Source organism: Gluconacetobacter azotocaptans, from assembly GCF_014174355.1.
Taxonomy (GTDB): domain Bacteria; phylum Pseudomonadota; class Alphaproteobacteria; order Acetobacterales; family Acetobacteraceae; genus Gluconacetobacter; species Gluconacetobacter azotocaptans.
Genome location: NZ_JABEQF010000002.1, coordinates 355,731 through 369,047, shown reverse-complemented (window position 1 = coordinate 369,047; position 13,317 = coordinate 355,731). Strand labels below are relative to the sequence as shown.

The window sequence follows — 13,317 nt, the reverse complement described above, 5'->3', positions numbered from 1 at the left end:
GAGGCTACTCCGCGGTCGGCCCCGGCAAGGCGGCCGCATGCACCGGCACCGTCGTGCGCGTGAAACTGTCCAGGCTGCCCAGCGCCAGCAGGATCGTCAGCCAGAACAGGCCGCCCAGCGCGAAGATGATCGCAAGCGGCGGCGCGCGCAGGATCTGCATGAAGCCCAGCACGATGACCAGAACCATCAGGACAGCCAGCACGCCCACACCGATGCCGGACCCCAGCCGCGCCGCCGCCAGTTCGGCCGCCAGCAGCAGGACCAGCATCCCCCAGCAGACCGCGATGCGCGCCATCACGCCCGCCCGATCAGATAGAGCAGCGGAAACAGCAGCATCCAGACCAGGTCGACGAAGCTCCAGTACAGCCCCACGATGTCCACGGGCGTGTTCCAGGCGGCACTGAATGCCCGGTGGCGGGCCTTGCGGCAGATCCACAGGATCAACCCGATGCCCACCACCATGTGCATGCCGTGCAGGAAGGTCGCCAGAAAATAGAAGCTGTAGAACAGCTGGGCGCCCCCGGTGTCCGGGCCATGAAGGGCGAAATGCGGGCCGGGGAACAGGTTTTCCCTGAATTCCTGCCCCCATTCGACCCCCTTCAGGGCCAGGAACGTCAGGCCCAGCACCGCCGCGCCCAGCCCTGCCCGGACCACGCGGCGGTTGTCGCCGCGCTTTCCGGCCTCGACCGCCATCGTATAGACCGCGCTGCTGGTGATCAGGATCAGGGTGTTGGCGGCCCCGATCGACAGGTTCGTATGCCGCACGCCCTCGGCCCAGCCCCCGGCGCGGGTATGCGAATAGATCAGGCAGACCAGGAACAATCCGCCGAACAGCAGCGCCTCGCTGGCCAGGAACAGCCACATGCCGGCGACCGCCGTCTCGTCCCGGTGCAGGGGCGTCTCGTACGGGGAATGATGGTCCAGCGCCGAACCGTCAGACATGCGGCCCCCCCACGGCCGTGCCCGGCGGGCCGGCACGGCCGTCCAGTTCGGCGTAATCGTAGGCGTAGGTGGTCACCACCGGCGTCTCGGCGAAATTCTCGACGGGCGGCGGCGAGGCGGTCCGCCATTCCAGCCCGGTCGCCCGCCACGGATTGTCGGGCGCGCGCGCCCCGCGAAACAGCGACCAGGTGAAATAGACCAGCGGCAGTGCATAGGCCACGGCCAGGATGCCCGCCCCGGCCGAGGACAGCACGTTCAGCACCTGGAACTGCGCGGGATAGGTGGCATAGCGGCGCGGCATGCCCTCGAACCCCAGGATGAACTGCGGCAGGAAGGTCAGGTTGAAGCCGAAGAAGATCAGCCCGGCGGCCAGACGCCCCCAGGTCTCGGGATACATCCGGCCGGTGATCTTGGGCCACCAGTAGTGCAGCCCCCCGAAATAGGCCGACACCATGCCGCCGACCATGATGTAGTGGAAATGCGCCACCACGAAATAGGTCTGCGTCAGGTGCACGTCGGCGGCCAGCGAGGCCAGGAACAACCCGGTCAGCCCGCCCACGGTGAACAGCCCGATGAAGCCCATCGCATACAGCATGGGCGCGTCCAGCCGGATGGACCCGCCATGCATCGTGCCCAGCCAGTTGAAGACCTTGATGGCCGACGGAACCGAGACGAAGAAGCTGAACATCGAAAAGACAATGGCGGAATAGAGCGACGTCCCGGCCACGAACATGTGGTGCCCCCACACCACGAAGCCGATGGCCGCGATCGAGACCGAGGACCACGCCACGAACCGGTAGCCGAACACCGGCTTGTGGCAGAAGGTGCTGACGATCTCGCTGACCACCCCCATGCCCGGCAGGATCATGATGTAGACGGCAGGATGGGAGTAGAACCAGAACAGCTGCTGGAACAGCAACGGGTCGCCCCCCAGCGACGGGTCGAACACCCCGACCCGGAACAGATGTTCGAACGCCAGCAACAGCAGCGTGATGCCCAGAACCGGCGTCGCCAGCACGAAGATGACGCTGGTGGCATACAGCGCCCACAGCATCAGCGGCAGCCGGTACCAGCCCATCCCCGGCGCGCGCAGCTGATGGATGCTGACGATGAAATTCACTCCCGTGGCGATCGAGGAAAACCCGTTGAGGAACACCCCCAGCACCACCGGCAGCACCCGCCCTTCGGTATATTCGGACGAAAGCGGGGTATAGAAAGTCCAGCCGGTCTCCAGTCCGCCCCGGAACAGCCCGTAGACCACCAGCAGGCCCGACGCCACGAACAGGTACCAGCTCAGAAGATTGAGGCGCGGAAACGCAAGATCGCGGGCGCCGAGCATCAGCGGGACCAGGAAATTGCCCAGCGTGACCGGGATCGACGGCACCAGGAACAGCCAGACCATCACCACGCCATGCATGGTGAACATCCGGTTGTAGGTCGCATCGGACAGGATGGTGCCGGTGGGTTCCAGCAGTTGCAGCCGCACCAGCGCCGCGCCCACGCTACCCAGCGCGAAGAACGCGGTGATCGACCCCAGGTACAGCAGGGCGATGCGCTTGTGGTCGCGCGTCAGCAGCCACGATCGCAGGGTTCCGTCCTGCCACAGATAGCTCCGCTGTGGGGCGGAAGGATCCAGCGTTCCCGACATCGCGTTCAGTTCCCTGCACTTGGCGGAAGGGTGGGCGAAAGGGTCTGCAGATAGGCGACCAGCGCGGCCAGTTCGTCCTCGCTCAGCACGCCGCGAAAGGACGGCATCTCGGTCGTAAAGGACGCATCCTGCCTGCGGGGCGCATCCACGATGGAATCGTGCAGGAACGCGGCATCGGCCATCACCGCGCGCCCGTCGGCCAGCACCACCCGGCTGCCGTACAGCCCGACCATCGACGGCGCCCGGCTGGTATCGGCCGCATCGGGGGCATAGCGGCTGGAGGCGTGGCAGCCGCTGCATCCGCTGCGGATGAACAGCGCCTCGCCCGTCGCGGCCAGGCTGCCGCTGGCCGGCGTGCTGTTCAGCCAGCCGGCATAGTCCGTGGCGCTGAGGATGGTCAGCGTACCCGTCATGCGCGAATGGGCCAGCCCGCAGAACTGCGTGCAATAGAACCGGAACGACCCCGTGCGGTCCGCGGTGAACCACAGGCTCTGGTACCGGCCGGGCAGCACGTCGTGCTTGATGCGCAGGACGGGGATCGAAAAATCGTGGATCACGTCTTCCGATGTCAGCAGCAGCTGCACCGGCCGGCCCGCCGGCACATGCAGCGCGTTGATTTCGCGCTGGCCGCCCGGATACTGGACCTTCCACATCCATTGCTTGCCGGTGACATAGATCTGGATCGCCCCGGCCGGCGGCCGGAAGCCCACGACATAAAGCTGCGTGGCCCACAGGAACAGGCCGAAGAAGATCGCCAGCGTCGCCGCCGTCCAGACGATCTCGAACCTCCAGCTTTTATGCGCCGCGACGGCACGGGCGATTGCCGTCGTACGGCCCGCGCGGAAACGCAGGATATTCAGCAGCATCAGCCCGAACACCAGCCCCAGCACCGCCAGGCTAATGAGGACCAGCCCCGCCAGCAACAGGTCGATCCGCGTGGCATGGGCCGAGGCTTCGGGCAGCCAGGTCATCGGCCCCTCCGCCAATGGGCCATGCCCAGCCCGGTTCCCAGGGCCAGCACCGTCATCGCCGCACCCAGCCGCAGCAGTTTCCAGGTCGCCAACGTATAGCGCCCGGTGGCGGCGTCGTAATGAAAGCACAGCAGCAGGACGGGCGACGCCTCGGCCCGCTGCCCGGCTGCGGCATGCGCCAGGGCCTGCCGGACATCGCCGGGGCGGTAGCCGACCCCCAGCACATAGCCCGAGACCATGCCGGCCGGCGTCGCGAAGACCAGCCCCATCGGATGCAGATACTGCTTCAGCGCCGGGTCGTAGCGCGCATGGAACCCCACCGCATCGGCCAGGCGCCGGATCGAACCCGCCTCGCCCACCAGGAAGTGCCAGCCCCGGTCGGCGCCATCGGTGGCGTGGCGGGCCAGATCGTCCTGCCGGGCCTGCCGGGCCAGGGCGGCTGTTTCGGCCGGATCGATGCTGACGACGATCAGCGCATAATCGCCCGGTGGCTTCAGGCCGCTCACGCCCAGGGCATGCAGCAGATCCTCGCGTTCCAGCGCGCACAGGTTGGGGCAATTGTAATAGCCCATCGACAGGATGGCCGGGTGCCCGTCGATGAATGCCCCCAGCGGCAGGGTGTGCCCCGCCGTGTCGGTGAAGCGCGCATCCAGCGGCAGCGACGCCCCCTGCCGCTGGGTGAAGGCCAGATCCTGCATCGGCCCGGCCCGCGCCGGCCCCGGCGAGACCAGTTCCGCCAGGAGCATGAACACCGCCATCGCCACGGGCCTCATGGCCGGCCTGTCCCGGCGGCGGGCCAGCCCGGAATGCCGTCCCGCGCCATCTGGCGCATCGCCTGGTCGATCGGCACATGGGCCACGCCGCCCTTGCGATCCACCCAGCCGAAACCGGTCAGCCGCGCCAGGTCCGCCGCGCGGAAGGCCGCCATGTCGGCCGGCGGATCGCTTTGCAGGGCGGGCGACGTCATGGGCGGCAGGGGGGCGCGCAGCAGCATGTCCAGCGCGCGCTGCGGAAACAGCACATCGGCCAGCACCGCCAGCGCCACCACCACAATGCCCACCCCCATGCCAACGGCCACGACCGGCCGCAGGGTCACGTCCGCGGGTTCGTGACGGGGGCGGGAAAAATGCGGAGCGGGATCGTCAGCCATGGGCGCCCCCCATGCCTGTCGCCGCGCCCTCGCGCAGCATCGAGCGAAGGCCCAGCGCCGCCCCCGCCCCCGCGAACACCAGAAGCGACGCCAGGGTCAGCGGCACCGACACCGACGCGCGCTGCGGCAGGACCAGCCACAGGTTGCGCACGGTTTCCATGACCACCAGCAGGGTCGCCGCCCCGACGATGACCGGCCGCCTGACCTGCAACGGGGCCGGCATCAGCAGCACGAAAGGCAGCACGAAATGCAGCAGCGCGATCCCCACGGCGATAACGCCCCACCCGCCATGCAGCCGGCGGCCGTACCAGGCGGCTTCGACCGGCAGGTTGGACTGCCAGACGATCAGGAACTGCATGAAATCCAGATAGGCCCACAGCACCGTCAACCCAAGCAGCAGCCGGGCCAGGTCGCGTACCCCCTCCCGGTCGGCGACTCCCCCCGCAAGCATGGCCAGCAGCATGGCCAGCGCCAGCGCCAGCAGCCCCGCCCCGGCGGATGCGATCAGCCCGTAGGCGCTGGAGCTGAAGCGCGGATCGAGCGATTCCGTCAGGTCGATGGCCGCGAAACTGAACGTCAGCCCCAGCAGGATCAGCCCCGCCGGCGCAATGCGCGCCAACCCCCGCCCCCGCAGGCACAGCACCCCAAGCGTGCCCCAGACCAGCGCATAGAGGGCGACCCGCAGCAGGGCGAACGGCGCGTTCAGATAGAACCGGTTGGCACCGTGCGCATGCAGCCAGGGATAGAGATCGCCCGCTCCAGCCAGCAGCACCGCCAGCGCCGGCAGGCCCAGCGGCAGCGTGGCCACCCCGGCGCGCAGGGCCGGGCGCAGCATATCGCCCCAGCGCCCGCCCGTCAGCGCATGCGCCAGGATCAGCGCCATGCTGCCCAGCGGCCAGCCCAGCCATGCGGCGCATGCCGCCAGCCACGGGCCGTAGACCGCATGGGGCATCCACGCCAGCCCGGCCAGCACCCCCAGCCCCGCCAGCCCGGCGACACCCCACGCCACGCCTTCGGTACGGGCCGGGGGGCCCCTCATGGCGCGGCCCGCTGCTGAGGCGTCAGATCGGCCAGCATCATGTGCTGGCTGCGCTGCAACGCACGCACATAGGCGACGACGGCCCAGCGATCGTCCGGCTCGATCCGCTGGGCGAAGCCGTACATCACGCCCCAGCCGCCGGTCACGACGTCGTACAGCCGTTGCGGCGGGGCGGCCATCAGTTCGGCGGTCGCCAGCGGCGGCGGGACCGGAAAGCCGCGCTGCACGATCATGCCGTGCCCGTCGCCCGTCTCGGCATGGCAGGGCGCGCAGAAGACATGATATTCGGTCCGTCCGCGCTCCAGCAGCGCCATGGTCAGTGGGGGCGCCGGCCGGGGCGCCTCGCCATACTGCACCGTGCCGGACGGGACCTCGCCCGGCGCGGTGGCGCGGCTGGCGTACGGGTTCTGCTTCTTCTGCTTGGTCATGTCGTCGCAGCCCGCGACCAGCAGCGCCATGGCCGCGATCCCGACAGCGGAGGCGGCGGCATTCCTCATTCCGCCACGTCCTCGATCCCGATCGCGGCGTGGCGGGACAGCACCTGGCGCGCGCGGGCGGCATCGGCGGGACGCGCGACCAGAACATAGCCCCCCAGCATCGCCGCGCGCATGCCCTCCGCCAGGTCAACGGGGTCGTACAGGCGCGGCATCCCGGCCAGCACCAGGAACCCGGCCATGCCGGCGACCACGGCGCCCAGCACCGCCAGTTCGAAGGTGGTGGGAATGTAAGCGGGCCAGGACAGGTCCGGCCGGCCGCCGATGTTCTGCGGATAGCTGATGGTCGTGGCATAGGCCTGCATCAGGAAGCCGCCCAGCCCGCCCGCGACCCCGCCGCACAGCATCACCGCCGGCAGGACGGACCCGCCTTCCGCCCCACCCTGTGCCTCGCCCGGTTCCATCGCCATATAGGTCTCGACGCCGCCGGGATCGCCCCGCCGGATCTCGGCGGCGGCCTCCCTCATCGCGGCTTCGGTGGCGAAGGCGGCGACGATCATGCCGGCCCCCGCAGCATCGCCCGCATTTCGGCCATCGCCACCACCGGCATCAGCCGCACGATCAGCAGGAACGTGGTCAGGAACAGCCCGATCGTGCCGAACAGCAGGCTCCATTCCCATATCGTCGGCGTGTAGTGCCCCCAGGCCGAGGGCAGTTGCGTACGCGCCAGGCTGGTCACGATGATCTGGAACCGTTCCAGCCACATGCCCACCAGCACCCCCAGGCCGATCAGCCAGACCAGCGGCTGCGTCAGCCGCACCGACCGCCACCACAGCAACTGCGGAAACACGATGTTCAGGAGGATGGTGCCCCAATAGACCGGCGCATACAGGCCGAAGACGCGCATGAGGAACATCGTCCGGTCCGCCTCGTCCGGCCCGTAGAACGTGCTGAAGGCGTCCATGACATAGGCATAGCCGACGCACAGGCTGCTGGTCAGGAACAGCCGGCCCAGCACGTCGATATGCCGCTCGGTCACATAGGCGTGCAGGCCCAGCAGCGACCGCAGCGGCAGGATGGCCAGCAGTACCACGGCAAACCCCGACAGCGCTGCGCCGAACACGAAGAACGGCGGAAACTGCGTGGAATGCCAGCCGGTGGCGGCGCTGCCCGCAAAATCCATGCCCACGATGCTGTGCACCGACACCACCAGCGGCGCCATCAGGGCGGCCATGACGGCATAGACCGACCGATAATGCCGCCACTGCCGGCCCGATCCCCGAAAACCCAGGGCCAGCACGCCGTAAAATACGCGCCGCCCCTGCCCCTGCGCCCGGTCGCGCAAGGTCGCAAGATCGGGCAGCAAGCCGAAATACCAGAACAGGATCGACGCCAGAACGTACGTCAGGATCGCGAAGAAATCCCACACCAGCGGGCTGCGGAACTGCGCCCACAGCCCCATGGTGTTCGGGTAGGGAAACAGCCAGTAGAAGAACCACGGCCGCCCCAGATGCAGGATCGGAAAAATCGCTGCGCACAGGGCCGCGCACAGGGTCAGGCTCTCGGCCAGCCGGTTCAGCGCCGTGCGCCACTCCACCCCCAGCAGGAAGAACAGCGCCGAGATGAACGTGCCGCCCGAGGCGATGGCGATCCACCAGACGTAATTGAGGATATCCAGCCCCCAGACCACCGGCCAGTCGATGCCCCAGATGCCCAGGCCGGCATAGAACAGCCACCCGACCGCGATCACGCCTATCCCCAGCAGCCCCAGCGACACCGCGAAGGCCGCCCACCACCACAGCGGTGTCCAGGGGCGCGCGCCCTCGCGCAGCGTCACCGCGCAGATGCGCTCGGTCAGCGATTGTGCGGTCTCGCCAGGCGCCACGACCGGAGCGATGACGGCCGGGCCGCTCACAGTTCGATCGCCGGATTGCGGTTGCGGATACGCCCCTCATAGGTCACGCGCGGATGCGTGCCCTGTTCGGGCAGCACCACATACGTCAGCGGGCTGGCCTTGCGATGGCTGACGGCAGCGCCAGGATCGTTGATGTCGCCGAAGGTGATGGCCTGCGTGGGACATGCGGCCTGGCAGGCCGTCACCACCTGTTCCGCCGTGCCGTCGCGGTCGGCCGCGATGCGCGCCTGCGCGATCCGCTGGACGCAGAAGGTGCATTTTTCCATCACGCCGCGCGCGCGGACCGAAACGTCCGGATTGCGGCTGATCGGCGGCCGGCGTTCCTGCTCGGCGAAGGCGAAATAATTGAATCGCCTGACCTTGTAAGGACAGTTGTTGGAACAGAATTTCGTGCCGACGCATCGGTTGTAGACCATCACGTTCAGGCCCTCCGAATCATGCGTCGTGGCGCCGACGGGGCAGACCGTCTCGCAAGGCGCCTGTTCGCAATGCATGCAGAGCATCGGCTGGAAGAACGTGTCCGGGGTGTCCTGCGTTCCTTCATAGGTCCGATCAATGCGCAGCCAGTGCATCTCGCGCTGGCGCAGCACCTCGTCCCGCCCCACCACCGGCACGTTGTTCTCCGCCTGGCAGGCAGTCATGCAGGCGTTGCAGCCGATGCAGGCATTCAGGTCGATGCTCATGCCCCACGCCACCGGAGCGCCGGGGTCGCGCCGGTACAGGGCGGCGGCGGGTACCGGATGATCCTGCATCTTCCCCAGAAATCCCGCATCCTGCCGGAACCGCGCCAGCGTGCCGTGCCGCACGATGTCGGACGGCGCGTCGGCGACCAGCGTGGCATGGTGCTCGGTGCAGGCGACGGCCACCGCGCGGCCGGTGGCGACAATCCGCACCGGCCCGGCGGGGTCGCGCAGCGGATACAGGTCCGTGCCGACCCCGTCGCCCGTCGCCCCGGCATGCCGCCGGCCCGACCCCAGCAGGCCGACGACGCAGCCCGATGCCTGCCCCGGCTGCACCCACACCGGCAACGCGACGCGGCGCGCGCCCACCGACAGCGTAACCTCATCCCCGTTGCGCAGGCCCCGCGATCGCGCCAGGTCCGGCGGAATCAGCAGCGGATTGCCCCAGACGGTCTTGCTCAGCGGTCGCGGCAGTTCCTGCAACCAGGGATTGTTCGCCTCGCGCCCGTCCCACAAATGCGGGTCGGGCCGCAGCAGCAGGGTCAACTCCGCCGGTGCGGCGGGGGGGGACGCCGACGGCGTGACGGGCGCGATCGGCGCATCGATGCGCGCGGCGGCGGTACCCGGCACCACGCCGGCCGCCAGCGCCGCGCGCCACTCGGCCTCGGACGCCAGCCGCTCCCGCCACGTTTGCCGCACCTGCTCCCGCGCCGACCGGGCGGCGTCCCCGGCGCAGGCGCGCAGGATGGTCACGGCGCTCATCCCGCCATAAAGCGGCATGGCCTGCGGCTGCAGGATCGTCGCCGTGCCGTCGTCGGCGCGGGCGTCGCCCCAGTCCTCGAACCCATGGGCCAGCGGAACGTGCCAGCGGGCCGCCTGCGCCGTCTCGTGCGGCCGGTCCGCCAGCGCGACGCTGAGGGGGACGCGCGGCAGCGCCGCGGCAAAGCGGGGCACCTGATAGACCGGATTGACGTCCAGGATCAGCAGCGCCCGGACGCGCCCGTTCTCCATGTCATCCATCAGCGCCGATAAGGTCGAGGTTGGCTGCGCGGGCCGATAGTCTGGCGGCTCAAAGACGTCGAACGCCCTGCCCCGTCCGCCCAGCGCCTCGTTCATCGCATGCACGCTCGCGTGGGCTTCGGCCCCGTGGTCGGGGCCGAGATGGATCAGCGCCCGCCCGGGATGGGCGCGCAGGTCGGCCACCACCGCCCCCAGCCAGTCCGGCCCGCCTGAGGGCGCCGCGTTATGCAGGATAGCCGCGCCCAGCCGCCCGATGATCTCGTCGCAGACGGCCGGGGCCGCGACAAAGCGGTGGTCGGCGGCAACGCCCGTCAGGCTGGGCGTCGGTTCCACGGCATACAGGCGGTTCATCGGCCCTTGCACCGGGTTGCGCCGCCCGGCGAAGGCCCGGGCATGGCGCAGATGACCGGGCGCGCTGTCCAGCAGGTCGCTGTCCACGGCCAGGGCGACATCGACCTGCCTCAGGTCCGGGATCACCATCGCCGGGCGGCCATAGGCCTGGGCCGCGCCCTGCCGCGCCGCATCCCGCCCGATGGCGTCCCATCGATGCCAGACCGCGCCGGGATGGGCCGCCAGCAACGCGTCGATCGCCGCCCCAAGCGTCGGCGACGTGACTGTTCCGGTCAGGATGCGCAGGCCGGACGCGGGCGCCATGCCGTCCGGCGCGCGCACCGCCTGCAACGCGGTCGTCACCTCCTGCCAGGCCGCCGGCATGCCGTCGTGCAGGGGCCCGCTGGCCCGGTCGGGGTCGTAGAAATCCTGGATCGCGGCCTGGGCGAAGATGTCGGTGGCGCCCAGGCTGGCGGGATGCGCGGGGTTGCCTTCCACCTTGGTCGGCCGCCCCATCTGGTGGGTGACCAGAATGCCGTGGGCATAGCCGTCGCGCACATGCGCGCTGGCATAGATGTTGGGCACCCCCGGAATCACCCCCGGTGCCGCCCGCACCGCCGAGACGAAACCGCGATCGGGTGTGCCCGGGTCGCACCCCGCCAGCCCGCCGCCGGCCAGCGCCAGGGCCAGCAGTTTCAGCGTCCGCCGCCGGTCCAGCGGATGCGCCAGGGCCTGTTCCAGATGCGGAAAACGCCGGACCCAGTCCCGTTCGTCACCCGGCAGCCCCTCTAGCGATGGCATATCGAGCACTCCGTCAGGTTGCGGCCGCCGATATGGTACGCGCGCATCAGCTCGGCGGGGGGCGGGGTGGCGTGGTCCGGATGCCAGTCCATGTCATAGATGTTCGCAAGCGGCCGCAAATTCGGCCCCGGATCGCGATGGCAGTCCAGGCAGAACTGCATCGTCAGCGTCTTCGCCTTGTAGGTCAGGGGCATGCGCGCCACGTTGCCATGGCAGCTCTCGCAGCCTACACCTTTGGAAACATGGATGCTGTGATTGAAATAAACGTAATCCGGAACATCCGTCACACGCGCCCAGACGATCGGCCGGTTTTCCGACAGGCTGTCACGCACCTCCGCCAGCAGGGCGGCATTGGTCCAGATCTGGGAATGACACGTCATGCAGGTGAAGGTCGGCGGCAGGCTGGCCTGCGCGCTGCGCTCCACGCTGCTGTGGCAGAACCGACAATCGATGCCCAGCCCCGCCACATGGTGCTGGTGGCTGAACGGAACCGGCTGCTGGATCGCCCAGCCGACATGCCGGACGTAATCGGATCGCGGCCACGCGAACCACCACAGGCACACGCCGACGACGATGCCCACGGCCCCAAGCATTACTACCGTAACGATGACATTGGCACGTGGACTGAATACCGCCGCCATCGGCCGTGTTCCACCTCGCTGAACGGGGCCCTGCGGATCGGGCGGGTAGCCCGATCCAGCCCCGCATCGTTCCCACCTCGAACGCAACCGGGACGGAAAACGATCCCATCACGTCGCGGTGACCGCACGGCGGAATGATCCGGAGGGGGAACCGCCTTTGGCTACGCGCGCGGATGGGGGCCGGTCAGGCGGCGGCGTCCAGCACCGGCAGGCGTCTGTCCGCGCCCACCGCCGCCACCGGCACGCCGGCGGCGATCAGGTCGCGCGCGGCCTCGATATCAGGGGTGAACACGCGGTCGCGGTCGTAGAAGGCCACCTTGCCGCGCAGGGCGGCAACCGCGCGGGCCAGCGGGGCCGAGGTCTCCAGCGGGGACAGGAAGTCGATCCCCTGCACCGCCGCCAGATACTCGATGGCGACGATATCGCGCACGTTCGCCACGATATCGCCCACCCGCCGGGCCGCGAACGTGGCCATGCTGACGTGGTCTTCCTGGTTGGCCGAGGTGGGCAGGCTGTCCACGCTGGCGGGATGGGCCAGCGTCTTGTTTTCCGACGCCAGCGCCGCCGCCGTGACCTGCGCGATCATGAAGCCCGAATTCAGCCCGCTGTCGCGCACCAGGAAGGGGGGCAGGCCGCTCATCTGCGCATCGACCAGCAGGGCCAGCCGGCGTTCGGCGATCGCGCCGATTTCCGACACCGCGATGGCCATCAGGTCGGCGGCGATGGCCACCGGCTCGGCATGGAAATTGCCGCCCGACAGCATCTCGTCGGTGTCGGCGAAATGGATGGGGTTGTCCGACACCGCGTTCGCCTCGATCAGCAGGACGGATGCCGCGTGACGCAGATTGTCCAGGCACGCCCCCATCACCTGCGGCTGGCAGCGCAGGCAGTACGGGTCCTGAACCCGTTCATCGTCCTCGCGGTGCGAGGCGCGGATCGCCGAACCCGCCATCAGCGCGCGATAGACGGCGGCGCATTCGATCTGCCCCTTCTGGCCGCGCAGGGCATGCAGCCTGGGGTCGAACGGGGCGTCGGTGCCCCGGGCCGCATCCAGGGTCAGCGCGCCGGTGACCAGCGCCGCCTGGAACAGCCGTTCGGCATCGAACAGCGCCACCAGCGCCAGCGCGGTCGAGGCCTGCGTGCCGTTCAGCAGCGCCAGCCCTTCTTTCGCACCCAGCACCAGCGGGGCCAGGCCCGCCGCCCGCAGGGCCTCGCCGCCCGGCAGGATGCGGCCCTCGAAGGTGGCCTGGCCCTCGCCGATCATCACCGCCGTCATGTGGGCCAGCGGGGCCAGGTCGCCCGACGCGCCGACCGATCCCTTCTGCGGAATGACCGGCAGCACGCCGCGATTGCACATGTCCAGCAGCAGCTGGACGACATCGGCCCGCACGCCCGAATAGCCGCGGCCCAGCCCGTTCGCCTTCAGCAGCATGATCAGCCGCACCGTGCGCGCGTCCATCGGCGCGCCGATCCCCGCCGCGTGGCTCAGCACCAGGTTCCGTTGCAGGTCGCGCAGATTGGCGTCCGCGATCCGGGTCTTGGCCAGTTTGCCGAAGCCGGTGTTGACGCCATAGACCGGCTTGCCGTCGGCCACGATCCGCGCGACGGACCCCGCGGCGTCGTCCAGCAGCGTGCGCACGCCCTCCGCCAGGGCCAGGCTGGGGGCCGAGAAGGCGAACCGCCGCAGGTCCGCAAGGCCGAGCGTCCCCGGCATCAGGATGAAGGAATCGGTCATCGCCGGCCGGC

The 13,317-nt window shown here is 69.4% G+C and carries 13 protein-coding genes; all 13 read right to left on the bottom strand.

All coding sequences use genetic code 11. The features are described from left to right. Window positions 1-4: 4 nt before the first annotated feature. Window positions 5-295: a hypothetical protein gene (locus HLH34_RS03745; RefSeq protein ID WP_183118260.1), complete on the bottom strand. Its 291-nt coding sequence runs from the start codon at window positions 293-295 to the stop codon at window positions 5-7. Beyond that, window positions 295-942 (bottom strand): cytochrome c oxidase subunit 3, encoded by a 648-nt coding sequence (locus HLH34_RS03740; RefSeq protein WP_183118259.1) that lies wholly within the window; start codon window positions 940-942, stop codon window positions 295-297. The genes HLH34_RS03745 and HLH34_RS03740 overlap by 1 nt, the downstream gene beginning before the upstream one ends. Beyond that, window positions 935-2,590 (bottom strand): cytochrome c oxidase subunit I, encoded by a 1,656-nt coding sequence (locus tag HLH34_RS03735; RefSeq protein WP_183118258.1) that lies wholly within the window; start codon window positions 2,588-2,590, stop codon window positions 935-937. Before HLH34_RS03735 ends, HLH34_RS03740 begins: the two co-directional genes overlap by 8 nt. Window positions 2,591-2,595: 5 nt before the next feature. After that, entirely contained in the window at window positions 2,596-3,561 is a 966-nt protein-coding gene (coxB, locus tag HLH34_RS03730) for a cytochrome c oxidase subunit II (RefSeq protein ID WP_183118257.1), read from the bottom strand. Next, window positions 3,558-4,334, bottom strand: a complete 777-nt coding sequence (locus HLH34_RS03725) for an SCO family protein (protein ID WP_244959601.1) — start codon at window positions 4,332-4,334, stop codon at window positions 3,558-3,560. The genes coxB and HLH34_RS03725 overlap by 4 nt, the downstream gene beginning before the upstream one ends. Beyond that, the gene (locus HLH34_RS03720) at window positions 4,331-4,711 is read right to left on the bottom strand and encodes a hypothetical protein (RefSeq protein ID WP_183118256.1); all 381 of its coding nucleotides are present in this window, start codon (window positions 4,709-4,711) and stop codon (window positions 4,331-4,333) included. The genes HLH34_RS03725 and HLH34_RS03720 overlap by 4 nt, the downstream gene beginning before the upstream one ends. Next, window positions 4,704-5,750 (bottom strand): hypothetical protein, encoded by a 1,047-nt coding sequence (locus HLH34_RS03715; RefSeq protein ID WP_183118255.1) that lies wholly within the window; start codon window positions 5,748-5,750, stop codon window positions 4,704-4,706. The genes HLH34_RS03720 and HLH34_RS03715 overlap by 8 nt, the downstream gene beginning before the upstream one ends. After that, the gene (locus HLH34_RS03710) at window positions 5,747-6,247 is read right to left on the bottom strand and encodes a c-type cytochrome (RefSeq protein WP_220792020.1); all 501 of its coding nucleotides are present in this window, start codon (window positions 6,245-6,247) and stop codon (window positions 5,747-5,749) included. The genes HLH34_RS03715 and HLH34_RS03710 overlap by 4 nt, the downstream gene beginning before the upstream one ends. Then, window positions 6,244-6,744: a quinol:electron acceptor oxidoreductase subunit ActD gene (locus HLH34_RS03705; RefSeq protein WP_183118254.1), complete on the bottom strand. Its 501-nt coding sequence runs from the start codon at window positions 6,742-6,744 to the stop codon at window positions 6,244-6,246. The genes HLH34_RS03710 and HLH34_RS03705 overlap by 4 nt, the downstream gene beginning before the upstream one ends. Then, window positions 6,741-8,099 (bottom strand): NrfD/PsrC family molybdoenzyme membrane anchor subunit, encoded by a 1,359-nt coding sequence (gene nrfD, locus HLH34_RS03700; RefSeq protein WP_183118253.1) that lies wholly within the window; start codon window positions 8,097-8,099, stop codon window positions 6,741-6,743. Before nrfD ends, HLH34_RS03705 begins: the two co-directional genes overlap by 4 nt. Further along, window positions 8,096-10,930 carry a 4Fe-4S dicluster domain-containing protein gene (locus HLH34_RS03695; protein WP_183118252.1) on the bottom strand — a complete coding sequence of 945 codons (2,835 nt, stop codon included), beginning with the start codon at window positions 10,928-10,930 and terminating at the stop codon, window positions 8,096-8,098. The genes nrfD and HLH34_RS03695 overlap by 4 nt, the downstream gene beginning before the upstream one ends. Beyond that, on the bottom strand, window positions 10,918-11,571 hold the full coding sequence (locus HLH34_RS03690) for a cytochrome c3 family protein (RefSeq protein WP_183118251.1): 654 nt from the start codon (window positions 11,569-11,571) through the stop codon (window positions 10,918-10,920). The genes HLH34_RS03695 and HLH34_RS03690 overlap by 13 nt, the downstream gene beginning before the upstream one ends. 184 nt (window positions 11,572-11,755) lie before the next feature. Further along, window positions 11,756-13,306 (bottom strand): histidine ammonia-lyase, encoded by a 1,551-nt coding sequence (gene hutH / locus HLH34_RS03685; RefSeq protein ID WP_183118250.1) that lies wholly within the window; start codon window positions 13,304-13,306, stop codon window positions 11,756-11,758. Window positions 13,307-13,317: the final 11 nt, after the last annotated feature.

Excerpts from the sequence above, each read along its gene's own strand:
- HLH34_RS03745 (WP_183118260.1), bottom strand. The coding sequence starts at position 295 with ATGGCGCGCATCGCGGTCTGCTGGGGGATGCTGGTCCTGCTGCTGGCG.
- HLH34_RS03740 (WP_183118259.1), bottom strand. The coding sequence starts at position 942 with ATGTCTGACGGTTCGGCGCTGGACCATCATTCCCCGTACGAGACGCCC.
- HLH34_RS03735 (WP_183118258.1), bottom strand. The coding sequence starts at position 2,590 with ATGTCGGGAACGCTGGATCCTTCCGCCCCACAGCGGAGCTATCTGTGG.
- coxB (WP_183118257.1), bottom strand. The coding sequence starts at position 3,561 with ATGACCTGGCTGCCCGAAGCCTCGGCCCATGCCACGCGGATCGACCTG.
- HLH34_RS03725 (WP_244959601.1), bottom strand. The coding sequence starts at position 4,334 with ATGAGGCCCGTGGCGATGGCGGTGTTCATGCTCCTGGCGGAACTGGTC.
- HLH34_RS03720 (WP_183118256.1), bottom strand. The coding sequence starts at position 4,711 with ATGGCTGACGATCCCGCTCCGCATTTTTCCCGCCCCCGTCACGAACCC.
- HLH34_RS03715 (WP_183118255.1), bottom strand. The coding sequence starts at position 5,750 with ATGAGGGGCCCCCCGGCCCGTACCGAAGGCGTGGCGTGGGGTGTCGCC.
- HLH34_RS03710 (WP_220792020.1), bottom strand. The coding sequence starts at position 6,247 with ATGAGGAATGCCGCCGCCTCCGCTGTCGGGATCGCGGCCATGGCGCTG.
- HLH34_RS03705 (WP_183118254.1), bottom strand. The coding sequence starts at position 6,744 with ATGATCGTCGCCGCCTTCGCCACCGAAGCCGCGATGAGGGAGGCCGCC.
- HLH34_RS03695 (WP_183118252.1), bottom strand. The coding sequence starts at position 10,930 with ATGCCATCGCTAGAGGGGCTGCCGGGTGACGAACGGGACTGGGTCCGG.
- HLH34_RS03690 (WP_183118251.1), bottom strand. The coding sequence starts at position 11,571 with ATGGCGGCGGTATTCAGTCCACGTGCCAATGTCATCGTTACGGTAGTA.
- hutH (WP_183118250.1), bottom strand. The coding sequence starts at position 13,306 with ATGACCGATTCCTTCATCCTGATGCCGGGGACGCTCGGCCTTGCGGAC.